The 16,984-nt window shown below is 58.9% G+C and carries 9 protein-coding genes and 2 pseudogenes; 8 read left to right on the plus strand and 3 right to left on the minus strand.

Translation table 11 applies throughout. From position 1 onward, the window contains the following. Positions 1 to 1,659: 1,659 nt before the first annotated feature. From NLM31_RS06175 to NLM31_RS06185, 3 genes are all read right to left on the minus strand, one after another. On the minus strand, positions 1,660 to 2,046 hold the full coding sequence (locus NLM31_RS06175; protein ID WP_254128471.1) for a response regulator transcription factor: 387 nt from the start codon (positions 2,044 to 2,046) through the stop codon (positions 1,660 to 1,662). A gap of 86 nt (positions 2,047 to 2,132) precedes the next feature. Beyond that, a complete protein-coding gene (locus tag NLM31_RS06180) occupies positions 2,133 to 2,804 on the minus strand; it encodes a response regulator transcription factor (protein WP_254128472.1) in 672 nt (223 codons plus the stop codon). Between the two features lie 1,305 nt (positions 2,805 to 4,109). Then, a complete protein-coding gene (locus tag NLM31_RS06185; RefSeq protein ID WP_254191403.1) occupies positions 4,110 to 5,174 on the minus strand; it encodes an IS630 family transposase in 1,065 nt (354 codons plus the stop codon). A gap of 773 nt (positions 5,175 to 5,947) precedes the next feature. Here NLM31_RS06185 and NLM31_RS06190 point away from each other — a divergent pair. The 8 genes and pseudogenes from NLM31_RS06190 to rfbC all read left to right on the plus strand — a co-directional run bounded on the left by NLM31_RS06190 (position 5,948) and on the right by rfbC (position 16,875). Beyond that, a complete protein-coding gene (locus NLM31_RS06190; RefSeq protein WP_254128473.1) occupies positions 5,948 to 7,381 on the plus strand; it encodes an MATE family efflux transporter in 1,434 nt (477 codons plus the stop codon). Between the two features lie 787 nt (positions 7,382 to 8,168). Beyond that, positions 8,169 to 8,495, plus strand: coding sequence for an HU family DNA-binding protein (locus NLM31_RS06195; protein ID WP_254128474.1), 327 nt, complete (start codon positions 8,169 to 8,171; stop codon positions 8,493 to 8,495). 1,090 nt (positions 8,496 to 9,585) lie between these two features. Continuing rightward, a pseudogene (locus tag NLM31_RS06200) lies at positions 9,586 to 10,778 on the plus strand (DUF932 domain-containing protein). Positions 10,779 to 11,537: 759 nt separating this feature from the next. Further along, positions 11,538 to 13,031 carry a strawberry notch-like NTP hydrolase domain-containing protein gene (locus tag NLM31_RS06205; protein WP_256561077.1) on the plus strand — a complete coding sequence of 498 codons (1,494 nt, stop codon included), beginning with the start codon at positions 11,538 to 11,540 and terminating at the stop codon, positions 13,029 to 13,031. Then, positions 13,031 to 14,072, plus strand: a pseudogene (locus NLM31_RS06210) (toprim domain-containing protein). Before NLM31_RS06205 ends, NLM31_RS06210 begins: the two are co-directional and overlap by 1 nt. A 448-nt stretch (positions 14,073 to 14,520) precedes the next feature. Beyond that, positions 14,521 to 15,126, plus strand: coding sequence for a LuxR C-terminal-related transcriptional regulator (locus NLM31_RS06215; RefSeq protein WP_254128476.1), 606 nt, complete (start codon positions 14,521 to 14,523; stop codon positions 15,124 to 15,126). 113 nt (positions 15,127 to 15,239) lie between these two features. Further along, positions 15,240 to 16,142 (plus strand): glycosyltransferase family 2 protein, encoded by a 903-nt coding sequence (locus NLM31_RS06220; protein ID WP_254191790.1) that lies wholly within the window; start codon positions 15,240 to 15,242, stop codon positions 16,140 to 16,142. Between the two features lie 160 nt (positions 16,143 to 16,302). Further along, entirely contained in the window at positions 16,303 to 16,875 is a 573-nt protein-coding gene (gene rfbC, locus NLM31_RS06225; RefSeq protein WP_254191791.1) for a dTDP-4-dehydrorhamnose 3,5-epimerase, read from the plus strand. Positions 16,876 to 16,984: the final 109 nt, after the last annotated feature.

Genomic DNA, 16,984 nt, shown 5'->3' on the forward strand with positions numbered 1-16,984 from the left:
GGAAATCGCGATAGATTGCGCGCAAGTCCTCAACATCCGAATGATTGATACGAGCGGCACACTCTTGTGTGAAGGGCTCGCGCTGTGGTTGGTCGCCTGGTGAAACAGCAACGCCGCCCGCTTGAAATGATGGCAGGCGGCGTTACTCAGGACTCGGGAGGGTGGTGCAAAAGCCCGATAAACAATGGGTCTGCACGTCCTGTGCCAAAATTGATGTCTCGGGCTGTGATACGGCGCAAGGGTTTGGATAAGGAAGCTGCACGTGGCCAAGCTTCATCTGACTTTACCAATCACTCTGTCCCCGGACGGAGACGATGATCATACGAAAGGTTTCGCGCGCGTGTGTTCTGGGTGCCAGATGCGGGAGTCGATGAGACACAGCTGCGGCTGCGCGGTTCTTCATCCCTTCCTTCCGATCGGTCGCTGAAAAAAGAGTGGGGCGGCCCCGACGTCTTTGGATCGGGGGATGCGCCGAGTCCGCCCCAGCATCACCTGGGAGGTGGTGATGCGGCGTTGAAGGTAGCAAACAACCCGACGCTGCAGCACCTGCAGCTATCTCATGCCAGGACGGCCCCGATGAGGCTTGAACCGCACGCGGCGTGAAGTTGTAGCTTATGAGCTTTTATGTGTCTGTCTGATTTTATCTGGCTGTCTCAGGAGAAATGAAAGCCGCGCAAGATGACGACAACAAGAAACGAGTAGACAGGGTCGACATAGCGATGGTGATCGCCGGGATCGAACATTAGTCAGCTATTTCACGATCGATCCTGCCCCGTCACACACGCGTTCAACCTCGACCTGCCGTGGTCTGTGCAAAGTCGATAGTGCATCCGGCTCTATTCTCGATAGGATCCGGTTGCCAGCTCGCAATCCTTGTTCTGAGTCTGGCAAAGTGTGAGATCCAAAACACCAGGTGATTGTCCTCGCGAGTTCATGCGAAGCGCAATCACGCGCTCAATGCTCGTAAGGCGCGATGGCACGGCCCTTGCTGTTTCTCGCGATAGGCCAATAGGGGCCGATTTGAAGGAGCTGAACATGAGCAGCACGACAGGATCTTGGGCTTACGGAGAGAAAGTGCCGATGCCGAGCCAAGAACAGATCACGTCAAAAGAAGGTCGTGGCTCTTGACCAGCGGTGGTTTTGGGACCCTGCCGCCGGATGCGAAAGTTGCAGCTGGAGCGACCAGGGTGTGCGAAGAAATCGGGCGCAGCACTGCGGCTTAAGCAGGGCCGCAACTGCAGTACCGCTGACCTCGCCTTGCCCCTTGACGGCAAGGCGAGGAAGCGCCTGCGCGTCGCATCTCGAGAGACTTGGCAACCGTATGCGGTTGCTCATTCGTCACGTAGGAACGGATTGCCTCATCGGCGAGATAAACAATCCTCAGCGGAGCGCGGTGATGGTTTGTGCATACTCATTGCACCGCAATTGAAGATACTGCGATTTCGGTGGAGGTCCGGTGGGATTTGAGAGCGCGCACCATGGATCCTTGTTTCGTGAAGCCCTTTGGTCGGTCCGCCGCGCGCTCAACACTTTTGCCGATCTCGCTCATCATGAATGGCTGCGTGACGGATGATCATCGCAGAATATGGCGGATCAACAACGCCGTTGATTTCAAGATGAACTGGAACCAGTGACGAGTGGTGGACAGCGGCTGAGGCGTCATCCGCTTGGACCGTCCGATCCCTCCAGAGCAATCTTTACGCATTTGATCAAGGCTTGCGTGACAAGCGGTTTGGCAAGAAACCCGATCGCGCCGGCCTTGATCGCGTGGGCGCGCACTGCATCGTCCGGAAAGGCCGTGATCAAGATGAAAGGCATGTGATGGCCCAGGCCGCGCATGTGCCTGAGCAGATCTAGTCCGCTCATCGCCGGCATCTGGATGTCCGATATCACGCAGGACGCCTCGTGCAGTTCCGCCGATTGGAGGAATTCAAGGGCGGAGGCAAAGGTTTGAACGATATATCCGCACGATGTCAGAAGGTTGGTCGTTGCGGCGCGAACGGAAGGATCATCGTCGATGACCGAAATGACAGGTGGCGTTGACAAGATGACTGCTCTTGATCGGGGACTGCTTGCCGCGGCTGCGGCCGACGGTGGAAAGTGGGGGCGCGGCACAGGATTGAAAAGCATACTTAGGTTTGTAAGTCTCCCCTCGGACGAGAGATTCCAAGCGCTTCACTCATTTTTATCAGGTCGGCCAGCGATTTGGCCCGCATTTTGCGCATGACCTGCCCGCGATAGATCTTGACCGTAATTTCCGCGAGGCCAAGCTCGCCCGCCACTTGCTTGTTCAACAGGCCAGATGTGACCAGGGGCAGAATGTCGCGCTCGCGTGGCGTTAGACTTTCGAAGCGGGATCGCAGGTCGGAAACTATTTTCCCGAGGTCGCGCCGCTTGCGATCTCGTTCGATGGCGGCTTGGACAGCGTCGAGCAAGTCCTGCTCGCGTACGGGCTTGGTCAGGAAGTCGACCGCACCGCTCTTCATAGCCTGGACGGTCATGGGGATATCGCCGTGACCTGTGATAAAGATGATGGGAGTGTGGATGTTAGCCTTGGTGAGATCGGACTGGAGCTCGAGGCCGCTTGATCCCGGCAGACGGATGTCGAGCACGAGGCAACTCGGCAGCTCTGGCGGGTCGGCCTGCAAAATTTCGGCTGCAGAGCCGAAAGCCTCGACCCGGAGGCCCACCGATTCGAACAGATTTGTGAGAGCCTCGCGCATCGAAGCGTCGTCGTCGACGACGAGGACGACGGCGTCATCAGGACTTGTGCGCGACCGCATCTCTTGCGAGAGATCGCTCATGATACATCCTCTGGCTGTAAGCGCGGGACGATCCTAGATGTCACGCCGTATCTCCGGTCAGAAATCGAAAGAAAGCGCCTTGATGCGGCCACAACCTGTCTGTGCGGCGAATTCGCCAATTTCGTAGGCAGTCAGGCCTGACCGCAAAACTTCCCATTTTTCGATTATATGGACGATTCGTTTGCGGCAAAAGGACGATGCAGGCCTCCGACTGGGCTCCTGTTGTTGGCGGTCGAAAGGTCTTGCTGCTCTGGCGGAAGCGGCACGAGGGGGCGGTCTACTTACGGTTTGGAGGGCGCGAATTCCGCGGGGCCCCGACCGGTACTCTGAAGCCCGCGGAAATTCCCCGCCGCATCATGCTTGTTGCCATATGGCGGTGGTCGGCGCTGGCGAGGACCGCCCGACTCAGGTTAAGCAGCCGTTATCGATCGGTCCAACGCGCTGAAGGAATGAAATGGTCGCTGCCGCTCCAAGACTTCCCGCCTTCGGTTTTGCTCTCGAAGTGGATGGTCGACTGAAAGCTGAATTTGCGACCAAAGACGGGGCCTGGGCCGGAGCGAAGGAGCTAAAACAGCGCTTTCCCAGGCTTGAGATCAGAATTTATGACGCTCAGACAAAGTCCAGAGAGGAAGTCTAGCTTTCGGCGCCTGACTTTCCCGTTTTCGGTTGTTGCTGCGCGTGCGGCTGGCCGCACCGGGCCTCATATAAACCGAGCCGCGTCGCGTCTCGGTAGGGCCATCCGGCTTCGATCCCGCGCGCCCAAGCGATCAAGGTTGTGCCCTCGCCGAAGGCACTCGGGTCCCGGGGCCCCGGCGGGTCCCGCGCCGGCGTATGTAGGGCGCGCCTGCCGGTACCTTTTTAATCGATTTTGAGGACTGTCGTCGATCCTTGCGTCCCACCAACGGGCGACGCCGTGCTGCGTGCCTGCGGCTGCCTCCCTTGTGAGTTGCCGCGCCTAGCGTCTCTTCTTGCACCACACGATACATTCTCCCGGCTGCTGCAGCTCCATGTATCAAGGAAGACCAGCGAGGCGGCAAATTGGATTCCTCGCTTTTTGTCGGATGCCTGCCGACAGAGCTGAAGAGAAGAAGGTTGCGGACCCGCGATCTTGCACGAACTCATTCTTTTTTGTTCGAGAGCAGAGTGGGACGGATGATGGGGTTTCCGCGACTGTTTGAGGGCGGGCCGAAAGCGAGGCTCCTCGCCGACCGCCGCGGAGTATCGAATGATCAAAGCTATCGCTCTCTTATTCTTTCTCAGGCGACATGGTCTTCACCACAGCGGGGGCTGAGCTAGTACCCGGAATCAGAGCTGAGTGATACGGCGGCCTTTGAAACGGCGTTGACGGACCTTTTTCTTGGTCCAGACGAAGGGCTCGGCTCTGTCGTTGTATGCGTTGACGTAGGCATCGATGTGATCCTGAAGCTGCTTGAGGCTTGTGAAGGAGGTGCCGCTGAGCGACTGCCCCTGCAAGATCGAAAACCATACCTCGACCTGATTGAGCCAGGACGCACTTGTCGGCGTGAAATGAAATTGCACGTTGGGGTGGGCCTTGAGCCAGGGCTCGTTCTTCTTGTGGGTGTTGAGGTTGTCGAGGATGACGTGAAGCTTCCGGTTCGGAAAAGCCGCGGTGACGCTGTTCATGAAGTCGAGAAACTCGACGCGGCGTCGGCGTTTTGAATGCGTCGCGATGATCTTTCCGGTGGCGACTTCGAGCGCCGCAAACAATGTTGTCGTGCCATGCCGCTTGTAATCGTGGCTCTGGCCGGTCAAGGCGCGGCCATTGGGCAACTTCAGATAACCCTGCGCTCGCTCCAAGGCCTGGATCGAAGGCTTCTCGTCCACGCATAGCACAATGGCCTTCGCGGGCGGGGCGACGTAGAGGCCAACAACATCGGCGGCTTTGGCCGTAAAGTTCGGGTCGTTGCTCTCGCACCAGGACTTGCGAGCCACGAGGTCAATCTTGTGGATGCGCAGGAACCGCCAGACATATTGGACGTCAACATCGCCCAGTGCCTCGGCCAGCAGAGGGCCGGTCCAGCGTGCGAACCCTTGCGGGGCCGGCTTATCCAACAGCTTCAGAATCCGCTTGTCGGTAGCCTTCGTATAGATCGGCTGCTTGCCAGGCCGCGGCTTGTCTTGCAGACCTTCCAGGCCATGATCGGCATAGCGGCGCCGCCAAAGGCTGACAATCCGCGGCTGGACCCCGACTTCTTTGGCGATCGAGCGGGTGCTGCGCCCGTCCGCTGCCAACAGAACTATCCGCGCCCGCTTCAAATCGCGCTGCAACGTCACCGGCGAGCGACAACACGCCTCAAGCACCTTGCGATCTTTCCGCGAAAGGTGGACTTCTCTTGCTTCGGGGATCATCCCGACCTTGAATCATGACTCACGATCCAAGAAAAGTGGGTACTAGCCCAATATCCGACCCATGCAGGCTGACGCTTCAAGCCATTGGCGAAAGAGCATCGTGCCGCGCCCTTTGCAGGGTCAAAAGATCCGAGCGGTCGATGCTGAAGAGAGGATAGCGCTGGGCCACGCCTGAGCGGTTTGCCCCAAGCCACCGCAAGGTCGAGATCAAGTCTCCCTGATGGCGGCTGTCGGATCTCTGACGTGCTGTCAGAGCCGCGACACATCCGCTTCAGCGGATCGCCTTCTAGTTCAAGGTTTTCGCGTTGGCACGAGCTTTGAAGAGAGAAACTCGTTCAGGACGGAAGTTCAAGGATTCTCAGGTGACCGACGATCTCAATCACCCGCATACGAGGAACGTGACTTCGGGACATTTAACGCCAGTCCCCTTTTGGCTACGCGCTCTTGCGAGATTTTCCGGCTAGATCGAGCATGCCAGGATCCAGTTCGCGCCGGATACCCGTGCGATGTTGGAGATCGACCATTTCGGTGTGTCGGCCAGCAGCCGCATCTCTTTCACACGAAGGCGGTGCCGCTGACGGACGTGACGGTGCGCTCTCATCAGTCGGCGAGCAACGGGCGGGCCTCGAACTCAATGCGGATCAATCGCGCGCAATCGCTGATGTGAGCTCGCCTCAGTCGTCATCGCGAGTTTTAGGGCAGGGAAGCGAATCCTCTTCTCTCTGAAGCAGAAATTGTGGGGCCGGCAAAAAGAATCGGACAGCGTTATTTCTATGGACAAACTCGTCGAAAAGCCCCAGCTCGCCTTCCAGCACAAACGGACGATATGGGGGAAATACCATCACTTCGCTGTCGAGCTTGCCGAAGTTGCGAAGCTCGCATGGCCGATGGTGTTGACGCAGCTCGGGCAGGTCGCGATGATGACGACCGACCTTGCCTTGATCGGGCGCATCGGTCCTGAGGCGCTTGCCGCGGCAGCGTTGGGGGCCACGATCTTCCTCATTGGCTTCACTCTTGGCGTAGGTTTGCTGGCGCCGATCGCGCCCCTGGCAGCCCAGGCGTTCGGGGTGGAGGATCTTGCCGCGGTAAGATGCACGCTGCGCATGGGACTCTGGGCGGCGCTGCTGCTATCGCTCCCGATCATGGCATTCGCGCTACACGGTGAGCAAATACTGCTCGCTTGCGGCGAGGCGCCCGACGTGGCGCAGCTCGCACAGCAATACCTGTTCGGACTAGCCTTTGGCCTGGTGCCGGCACTGTGGTTTCAGGGGTTCCGCAACTTCATGGCCGCGGTCCACCGGCCGCAGCCGGTGTTGTGGATTACGCTTGGGGCCATCCCCTTCAACGCCTCCATGGCTTATCTCTTGATCTATGGGCGGCTGGGCCTGCCGCCGCTTGGCCTGTTCGGGGCCGGTCTTGCAAGCACCTTCGTGAACTTTGCAATGTTCCTGGCGGTTCTGTGGTTTACCACAATGCGCCGCCCTTTCCGAGATTATCACGTCCTCGCGCGTTTCTGGCATTTCGATTGGCCCTTCATGCAGCGGTTGATCGTGATCGGGATTCCGATCTCACTGATTGTTTTGCTGGAATACGGATCGTTTTCCGCCGCGGCGCTGCTTGCCGGACTGGTCAGCGTCAGCGCACTTACTGCCCATCAGATCGCAGTCCAGGTCGACTTGATGTTGTTCGTGGTTCCGCTAGGCATCAGCACGGCGGCGGCCGTGCGCGTTGGCCATGCAGTTGGCCGCGGTGACGGTCCCGGTGTCAAAAGGTCAGGGCTGATCGCTATACTGCTCGGCATTCTGGCTGCTACACTGCTGACGACCGCGGTCGTCGCGATGCGTTTTCAGATTACCGGTCTTTTTCTGGACCAGACGGCTGACGGCACCGGAGCGACGACAGAACTGGCGGCAAATCTCCTTTTGATTGGCGCGAGCTTCTTTATTAGTGATGCCGCACAGCACATTGCGGCGGGCGGTTTGCGCGGACTGAAGGACACCCGCCTCCCGCTACTGTTCGCCTGCATAGCCAATTGGGCGATCGGCTTCACCCTTAGCTACGTGCTTGGTTTGAAGATCGGGCTTGGCGCCATTGGTATCTGGATCGGATTGTCAATTGGGACGACCGTCTACGCGGGCTTTCTCGTTTTCCGTTTCCTGCTGCTCGCGAGCAGGTTTGCCTTTCAGAGGCGTCCGTCAATCTCGTAAGCCAGGTTATTACCAGCCAGAATGGTTGGACCATCAACAGGGGTGGCTCATCCGCTTGACCAATCAAACCCTTTGCTTCGAAAGATGATGCTGCTGTCGTGCAACCTCATCCGCTTGGGAAGCCGAGTGCCGCCGGTATTGTGTTGCGCGGAGTGGCAATCTCAGCTTCTCGATGACGCAAGCGGCTTTTTAGGTGCTCTTAGCTCTCGCGCAATTCTCCTCGCAAGTGTTCAATCTTGCGATGTGCTGAACGCCTTTGTTCCGATAATGCGGCTACATATAAGTATACGAAGATCGCGGCCAAGGGCCTTTCCAGCTACCTTAGCGCCAACGGACCAGCGGCCGGGACAGGACTGGCTGTCAAGCCCATGCCGCCGACAATGATCAATGCCGATCGTCATCGCGCTGATGATGATGGCGATCCTGATCGTGCCGAGGATTCATGATCCACGGCGAGCCTCGCGCTTTATGGATCATCCCTCGTCTGGCCTGTAACCCCCGGGGCGGGTTTGTTTAGGGGCAGCGCTCGCCAATCTGGCGGGCAAGGCTGTGCACTTTGCCGAGGTCGATGGCCGCGTAACATCCGACGTATGAAGTGGGCGGGATGTAGCAAACACCTCGAACGGATCCTTGTGTTTTGGCTTCGGATAGGTTTTAAGCCCGTCACTTCATGACCTTGGTGTGAACGAGAAGCGATTCATGCGGCTTTGCCATGCGCGAACAAAAGTGACGATGCCGACATAGCTCACACATTCGGACCGAATTGCGGCTCTCAAAGGAATCCCCCATGCCCAAAATGACCAAGAACCAGCTAATTGAGGCGATTGCTGAAGGAACGGAGATTTCCAAGGCTAACGTAAAGGCCGTCATCGAGCAGATGGCGAGTGTAGGCTACAGGGAGTTGAACCAGTCCGGAGAGTTCATCATTCCGGGCTTCGTAAAGATGTCGGTGGTGAACAAGCCCGCTACTGAAGCCCGTAGCGGAGTGAATCCCTTCACGAAGCAGCCGATGGAATTCGCGGCCAAGCCAGCCAGCAAATCGGTCAAAGCGTCACCGCTCAAGGTTGCTAAAGACGCGCTGCGGTATGAAGAAGTCCCCGCTCTCAGTGGCTAAAATGCGGCTGGAGTACCGAGGCGTGCGTCGGCGCTAGAGGCAATTAACGGAGTTCACGTTGGACAGCCTCGCAAAGCGAGGCTTGGCCCCCAAACAAAGGGCTACGAAATGCAGCTACTCGGCCCGCGCCCGGCTCGCCTCAGAGGTCGGGATACGCTCGCGACGCAGGTCGGGGAATGGGTGCAGCGATGGATTGCAGTTGGCGTGATGCCAATACCCGAAGCGGAAACGCGCTGGCCGCCAGCCGGCCGAAATCGACGTGGCGGTCGGCCATGTTCTTTCTGAGCAATTGCCGGATCGGTTTCCCATGACAGTCGCGGCTAAAAAAAACAACCCATAGCGATTGCGTCGTTCCCCTGACAGATGTGTCCATCGTCATCCACAGAGTCGACCCGGAGGAATTGAGGCTTCTTGTGAACTGCCCGAAGCAAAACGGCGAAGATGCGCGAAAGGCTTTGCATATTTCGCCGCGATCTGATCGAGGATGATTCCGATTCCGCCTCCATTCGTCCAGCAATAGGTAAGCCCTTTCGCCAATATCGACTGGGCCGAGAAGGTGGTGCTAGAATCGATCTCCGGATCGATCAGAACTTCGGACGGACCCGAATCGCCGCTGAAGGGGGAGCTGTGGCCAAGAAGCAAGCATTCCGAGGCGGCTGTTCGAATACCGCCCGTTCGGCAATCGCACATTGGATGTGATCAATCTCTTTTGTGCCGATCCGCGCACGCTCAATGATCCGCTCGACCCGCGGCCATCGCTTTGCTGATTCCGCATGCGGACCTTCGTCGGCGCGCAGCATCATATCGCTTCAAAAACGCGCGATGTATTCATCGACAGATTTTGCTGATCAGCACCCCAATGGCTCGTCGTTTCCCTGCGGGACCAGGGTTGTCGGCTGGCGCGGAAAACTCACCTTGAGCCGGGTTTTCACCCTTCAAGCTTCCTTCCCTGACCCAAGCTGCGGCGGGAGCGGAATTTCGTAGGCTTCGGCGACAGACGATGCAGGAGAGGAAGAGTGGAGCGGTGTTGGCCGTGACGGGTTGAGGGCCGGAGGAGAGTCTTCCGGCGCCCGTCATGGAGATTGCCCCCATGAATACGCAGGTTCTTGATGCCCACCGCGATACAAGCGGCGGTTACAGAGTGGATGCAAGTCGCGGCGAGCGCGTCGGTCGGGTGTCCTCGGAGTGGTTTTCCCGTCCCGCAGATGAGCGTTATCTCTCGCTCAACGCACTGGCCCGCACGGTGCGCGAGCGCACGGACCGCAGCAGGACGCGCGTGGTCGAAAGCGCGCTCATCCATGTGGAAGCAAGCCGTACCGACCCCGAGCGCTTGGTCCTGATGCTGCCTGGGTCGGACGAGCCAGTCGCGCCGACCCACTGGAGCTTCGGCCAGCTTGCAAGCCGGGTTGGCGCTCCAGCCGCTTACCTACGACAGCTCCCCGCGGCACTCGCTGGCATCAACCTGCAATATGGTCTGACCGCTAATCGCGTCGAACAGATCGAGACGCTCGAGACCGAGGATAGCCGCGTTGAGCTGCGCGCCGTCACCGGCCCCGACTACGGGCGGATCTATGATCACGAGTTGGTCGAGGCCGTGCAGCGCATCGCCGGCAATGGCACGGGCGACACGCGGTGGAAGGTGCCGGGTGTGCTCGACTGGTCGACCGGGAGTACAATCCCCAGATCGACATTTCCAAGGACACGACCATCCTCTATGCATCGGACAGGGACGTCTTCCTTTTCCTCGTCGATGATCTCAACCCGATCGAAGCTGGTCGTCTCCGGGACGGCTCGCCCGATCTCTATTTCCGGGGCTTCTATTGCTGGAACTCGGAAGTCGGGGCGAAAACGCTCGGCATGGCGAGCTTCTATCTCCGCGCAGTTTGCCAAAATCGCAATTTGTGGGGCGTGGAGGATTTCGAGGAAATAACCATCCGCCATTCTAAATACGCAGCCTCCCGTTTTGCTCACGAGGCAGCTCCGGCGCTGCTGAACTTCGCCAACTCCTCACCCATGCCATTCGTCAATGGTATTAAGACCGCCCGCGAGCGAATCGTGGCGCGCAGCGACGAGGATCGCACCGAGTTTCTGCGCCGCCGCGGCTCCTCCAAGGCCGGGACATGCCAGGTGATCGACGCGGTGCTGGCGGAGGAAGGCCGTCCGCCTGAAAGCATCTTCGATTTTGTGCAGGGCATCACTGCAGTCGCGCGCGACAAGCCGCATCAGGATGGCCGTCTGGACATGGAGGCCAAAGCCAAGAAGTTGCTCGGCCGGGTGGCGTGATTTTCCGCGACGCCGGGGATTTTCGGACTTAAAGCTCGGTGCGTCTGCGCTTTCCGATGCGCGGATTCAGTTGTTCTTTCTTTCGAAAAGACCGGAATGCGACGCCGTCGCGGGCCCACAATCCCGCGGCGGCTTTCGGTGGGACTCGCCGACAAACTCGCAGTTGCGTGCAGCACAGAAAGTGCACCGCAAGATGCTACCGCAGAGTGTCGGGCGCCGCCGTTATCGCGCGTTTGGACTCCTGGTGAAGCAGGAGCGCCTACTGAAGACCGCGTTGGTCCCCTGCATCGTCGGTGATGCGATCACCGAGATCAGCACGGAAGAGGACTCAACTCGCCGATATCGTTCATCGCGTCGCGCATCATCCCCTTCGGCCAGTTTCGTGCATCCCAGACGTTGCGCGAACAAGGCTGTTCCGAGCAAGACATCGCGCCTACCCTCTCCGTTTCCGTCGACATGATCAAATAGCAGCTCCGGCTCACGGCAGTCTGTCCGGCAGCGCGCTTCGCCGTGTTCGCGCGCGAGCGCGGCGCTTCCAGTACTCGATGAACTGAAGGGGCACGATCTCGTGTGCTTCCCCGCGCCGCGGCCCTGCCAGGGCGATCCGTTGTTGCAGCTTGCGCACTCGATGCGCGCCCGACGTGAGGGCGGCCGTGTGATAAGAGCTGAGAGGGCCGCGGTGACGGGTTTGAGCCGGCCTGGTCCAGAGAGAGCACCAGCCAGCTCGACCCGCTCCTGCTCTCCGAAAGAAATCTTGCCATGACCGAATCTCTCGCCGGCGGCGCTGTCGCCGCGCCGCTATCGATGCGTGCCGCCGCAAATATCATTTCCGCCGTCGCCAGGGCAGCGCGGCAGCTCTTGACGGACCTTGAACGCAACCGTCGTATCGATGGTGGTGTCCTGCGCAGCGCTATGAAGGCTGTCTTTGGCGCCTCGGACGCGGACGGCGCCTGGGACTGGAAGACCGCCTGCGACACCTACGAAGCGGCGACCGTCCTATTTGTTCGCAGGTTTGGTCCGGTCAGGCGGTCCAAGCCTGGTTCGACGGTCGTGATGCTGCCCCTGCTTGCGAGAATCGCAAATTGTCTGCAGACCCATACGCTCCGTTCCGAGGACTGTCAGGCGCTTCAGCAATTCTCGACTCCGATCCCGCTCGGGCTTGCGGCATGCACCGCAGGCGGCATTGCGCCGGCCGACCGCGTTTTGAAGCCCGTCGCGCGGACCGGTTTGCTCGCGACCTTTGCCGGGGATCAAAAGATTTTTCTCGCCTGGTCAGGCATGGCAGGCGATGTCGGCACCTTGTTGGTGACCCAGCATGTTCTTCCGAAGCTGCCCGTTGCGACTCCCCTCGTGGTTGACGCAATCGGGCGTCCTGCGATGTCGCGATCGGTCGGTGCCTTTGCACCACGCCCGTCGTCCACTTCGGGAGGCGGCACGCCAGAAGGTGTAGAACCTTCATACGAGACGACCGAATTGCCGCCGGAAAGCGCCAGACCCTCCGAGGCCTTCTACGAAGAATATGAATTGCAGCCGATCCGTATTCCCGGATCGTGCGCACATCCGATCAAGCTCCTGCAATCCGCGGCGGTGGCGTCCGTTGCGTTACCGAAGCCGAACGACCGTTCGCACCTGCCGTCAAGTCTTATGGCTGATGGCATTCTGTTGGACGTCCGGCTCGGCGCAGGCAAGGGCCAGGTCGCCGGTATCTTGCTCGACAATTGGCTCAAGGGCCGCCGCCGGGCGGTCTGGAGCAGCAAGTCTGACGAACTGATCGAAGATGCGCAGCGCGACTGGTCCGCGCTCGGCATGGCGCGGCTGCTTGTGAGACCGCTGTCGCGTTTCCATCAGGACACCCCGATCCGGCTTTCGGAAGGCGTCCGATTTACCACCTACGCTACGCTGCCCAGCAACGAACGCGATGAAATGCTTTCGCGTGTAACGCAGATCGTTGAATGGTTGGGCTCTGACTTCGACCGAATGATCGTCTTCGAGGAGAGCCACGCCAAGACCGTTTTCGAGCTCGCCGAAGATCTTCAGTTCCGCCGCGTACGAGTGATGGGTGTAAACCGCACTGAAGTCTCCGGGTTCAAGGGCACGATGGGGGACCGTCCCAAGTCTTACGGCCTTTTCCGCGAGATCATCTCCTGGAAGCTGCGCAGGTTCGCCCTGGCAGATGCGACCCGACCTGGGATCCGCGCCCAGATGCTGGAGCGCTATCCGCTTGGGCTAGTCGCCGAACGCGAGGCCGCGTGATGGGACGCCAGCTTTCCGAACTGGCACATCGTCTCGCGCGTGAGGCCGAGGCGGTGTGTCGCCATTATCTCTCCAACGGCCGGCGCCAAGGCCGCTACTGGACGGTTGGTGATGCCCGCAACACGCCGGGACGCTCGATGTTCGTGCGATTGATAGCCTCCCCCAAGGGGCCAGCCGGCAAATGGACCGACGCTGCAACGGGTGAGCATGGCGACCTGCTCGATATCATCCGCGAAAGCTGCGGGCTTGTCGATTTCCGTGACGTTGCCGGGGAGGCGCGGCGTTTTCTCAACTTGCCTCGATCGGCCTCCGCGCTGTCCTCGAAAGTTGTTGGCGGGTTCGCCCGAGGCGGCCGCGCGCCTCTTCGCCATGTCGCAGTTGGTCGCCGGAACTCTCGCGGAGGCCTATTTGCGTGGCCGGGACATTGCACCTTTCTGCACCGACGGTGAGCTGCGCTTCCACCCGCACTGTTACTACCGATCCGATGAGGACACCGAAACAGAGATCTGGCCGGCATTGATCGCTCGCGTTACGGATTTAAATGGCCGTATTACTGGCGTGCATCGCACCTGGCTCGATCCTCACGGCTTCGATCGCGTGCGCCTCGGAAAAGCGCCAGTCGACACGCCGCGACGTGCCATGGGCGATCTGCTCGGTAACGCCGTCCGGTTCGGTACCGCCGATGAGGTGCTTACGGCGGGAGAGGGGATCGAGACGATGCTCTCGCTCCGCTGCGCGGCTCCGACGATGCCAATGGCTGCTGCGCTTTCCGCAAACCATCTTGCCGCCCTGCAGCTTCCGCTGACGCTACGTCGACTCTACATTGCACGCGACCTCGATGCGGCTGGCGATCTCGCGGTAGCGGCCCTGACTGAGCGCGCCATGCAGGCTGGTGTTGAGACGATTGCCTTATCGCCTCAACTTTCAGACTTCAACGAGGACCTTCGAGCGTTTGGTCTCGCCGCGCTGCGAGCGGCACTGCGCATCCAACTCGCGCCGCAGGATGTCGTTCGCTTCATACACCGGGGGACGGCTAGGTGACAGATGTTTGTTCTGACGTCCTGACCGATCTGGTGAGGCCCATGCCCGACAGAGCCGCGTTGGCTTCAAAAGGTGATCGCTGCGCCGCAGCCCAAAGCCCCTTCGCATCGTGGAGTAGTCCAAAGCTAATAAAGCGGCCCGCGCGGGAGTAAGTCGGTTCTGTCACACAACTAAGATCCAACACTCGTTCTTGAAGTCAGCTTGGCTTAACTGCCGCGAAGACTCTCAGACTTGGCGATGCGTACATCGGAACGGGTAGCGAATAGCAGAACTCGCGTCGTTGTTCCGGAATGGGAAGCTCTATTCTCGCCAAGATCGGAGAGAGATCCGCCCATTGTCGGAAATCACTTGAACCGCACCTTGCGTCAGGTTGTAGGCACGCTTGGGGACTTGCTCATGACCAACGACGCGTAGAGTTGAAATGCTTGATTTGTGCACAGGAAGAGTCGTGTTCCGTCAGTCCTCAATGAACCCGGAGGAGTATTCGAGCATCATCAGCCTGCTCGACGTGATCAACTGTCCGGCCATTTGGATGGATCGAAACGGCTCGGTGCTGGCTGTGAGCGCCAAGGCTTCAAAGCTGTTTGACGGCGAGCTCTGCGTGCGTGGGCGGCGTCTTTACGTCACCGATTACCAATCGCGCATGAAATTGGAGGAGTTGCTGAATCGGGTCCGGTTGGCGTCCTGCTCGCAAGAGAGTTTAGCTTCGCAAGTCGTAATCCATCTTTCGGATCGTCGACCGATCATTATCGAAGCCGTCTTGCAAGCGTGGACTTGCAAAAGCCCGACTTGTGACAGCGGCGCTCTTCTTCTTCTGACGGATCTGAATGAGATCCCTGCCATTTCTCAAATTTCACTTATGGAGATATTCGGCTTGACTCGCGTTCAAGCGCATCTTGCACGACTCCTCGTCATGGGAAAATCGCTAAAGGAAATCGCCCGCGAAATGAACATTTCGGCGGGAACAGCTCGCAATCACCTCAAAGCCGTTTTTGTGCGGACAGCGACCAAGCGACAGGGCGAGTTGGTCTCGCTGTTGTCTCGTCTTCGTTAGTGCCGCGAATATTGGATGTAAGCAGCTTGCACCTTGGCGCCTTGATGCGAAATAGCCGACCGGCTTTCGTTGTTGCAGGCGATCGCAACACGAGCAGCCCACACGTAGCTATCTTGCTTGCTGTTAGGAATGGCGCGCGTTTCCTGTCCGAACAACTCCTATCATATGCAGAGCAGACCCACCCCAACTGGTCCGTCCATGTCTCGGATGACGGATCCAGCGACAGAACCCGCGATATAATTCAGGACTTCGCGGGCGGCGTGCCGCAGGAAGTGACCCTGCGCTGTGGCCCCCGCTCCGGAGCTGCGGCAAACTTCTTAAGTTTGTTGTCCGATGACAGAATCGAAGCGGATTATTTCGCCTTCAGTGATCAGGATGACATTTGGTATGCCGAAAAGCTAAGCAGGGCGATCAACATGCTGCGCACTGTGCCGTGCGAGAAGCCTGCTCTCTACTGTTCGCGAACTGAGCTGATTGATGAGGCAGGGCGCCATCTTGGATACTCGACCGCATTCAAACGTCCTCCGAGCTTTCGAAACGCGCTTGTCCAAAATGTCGGCGGGGGAAATACTATGGTGTTCAATTGTCTAGCCGGCGATCTGCTCCGGCATGTGCCCAATGAGATCGTTGTCGCCCATGACTGGATGACCTATCTTACGGTCTCCGCAGCAGGCGGGATGATCTTCTATGATCAGACCCCTTCGGTGAGATATCGTCAGCATCGAGACAACTTGGTTGGGTCAAATCTGGGCCTTCTGGCCGCAATTCATCGCGCGAAGAAGGTCCTTGCGGGTCAGTGGCGAGGCTGGAATTCCCTCAATGTCAGGGCACTGATGCACCACCTGTCACACCGCATGACAGAGGAGAACATGAGCGTTCTCGAGAGGTTCGTTGAGATGCGCCTAGCGGAAAGCCTCCCGCGACGTTTGTGGAGCTTCTGGCGGTCCGGAGTTTACCGGCAGACGCCGCTCGCAAATCTCGCAATGCTGTTGGCTGTAATCGCGAACAAGATTTGATGATCTGCGTCCGACGTGAATTTAGGTGCTTGCATCACCTCGAAGCTGCCTCCCGCGTATCTGATCGGTCCGCCCATTCGTCTTCGTTTGCTATTCACAGCGCTCACACGCTCGATGGTGTGGACCGCGGTCGTATTCAATACCATCGAAAGGAAATCACATGACGGTCGAAATCCAGTCTCTTGCCATCGCGGAGGTGAAGCTCATCCGCTCACCGAAATTCGGCGATCATCGAGGCTTTTTCTCTGAGACCTGGAATAAACGCGCGTTGCGGGAAGGTGGTCTTGATCTTGATTTCGTGCAGGACAACCACTCGTTCTCGTCTGCGACAGGCACTGTGCGCGGGCTGCACTTTCAGACCCCGCCGCGCGCGCAGGCAAAGCTTGTGCGTGTGGTACGCGGCGTCGTCTTTGATGTTGCCGTCGATATACGCGACAACTCACCGACCTATGGCCAGCACGTGAATGCTGTGATTTCGGCGGAAACAGGAAGCCAGCTTCTGGTGCCTGCTGGCTTCGCGCACGGCTTCATGACGCTCGAAGAGAACACGGAGGTCCTTTACAAGGTCACCGATTATTTCGCACCAGAATGCGACAGCGGCATTCTCTGGAGCGATCCCGATCTCGGGATCGAGTGGCCGCTATCCGGTGCGAGTGCAGTCATTTCGGACAAGGACAGCCGGCATCCGCGCCTTAGGGATTTGACTAATGTATGCTCCGAAGCGCGGGTTTGACGTTCAGGTTCCAGCCTTCGCTTCGGAACAACCAACAAGTATCTGCAGCGACCGACAGTGCCTGGTCTGGTGTTGGTTGGCCGTCGATCACCCTAGTATGGCGCATTTA

It is taken from the genome of Bradyrhizobium sp. CCGUVB4N (assembly GCF_024199945.1).
Lineage (GTDB): Bacteria > Pseudomonadota > Alphaproteobacteria > Rhizobiales > Xanthobacteraceae > Bradyrhizobium.

Coding starts and splice junctions, on each gene's coding strand:
- NLM31_RS06190 (WP_254128473.1), top strand. CDS start 5,948: ATGGACAAACTCGTCGAAAAGCCCCAGCTCGCCTTCCAGCACAAACGG.
- NLM31_RS06180 (WP_254128472.1), bottom strand. CDS start 2,804: ATGAGCGATCTCTCGCAAGAGATGCGGTCGCGCACAAGTCCTGATGAC.
- NLM31_RS06205 (WP_256561077.1), top strand. CDS start 11,538: ATGACCGAATCTCTCGCCGGCGGCGCTGTCGCCGCGCCGCTATCGATG.
- NLM31_RS06195 (WP_254128474.1), top strand. CDS start 8,169: ATGCCCAAAATGACCAAGAACCAGCTAATTGAGGCGATTGCTGAAGGA.
- rfbC (WP_254191791.1), top strand. CDS start 16,303: ATGACGGTCGAAATCCAGTCTCTTGCCATCGCGGAGGTGAAGCTCATC.
- NLM31_RS06185 (WP_254191403.1), bottom strand. CDS start 5,174: ATGATCCCCGAAGCAAGAGAAGTCCACCTTTCGCGGAAAGATCGCAAG.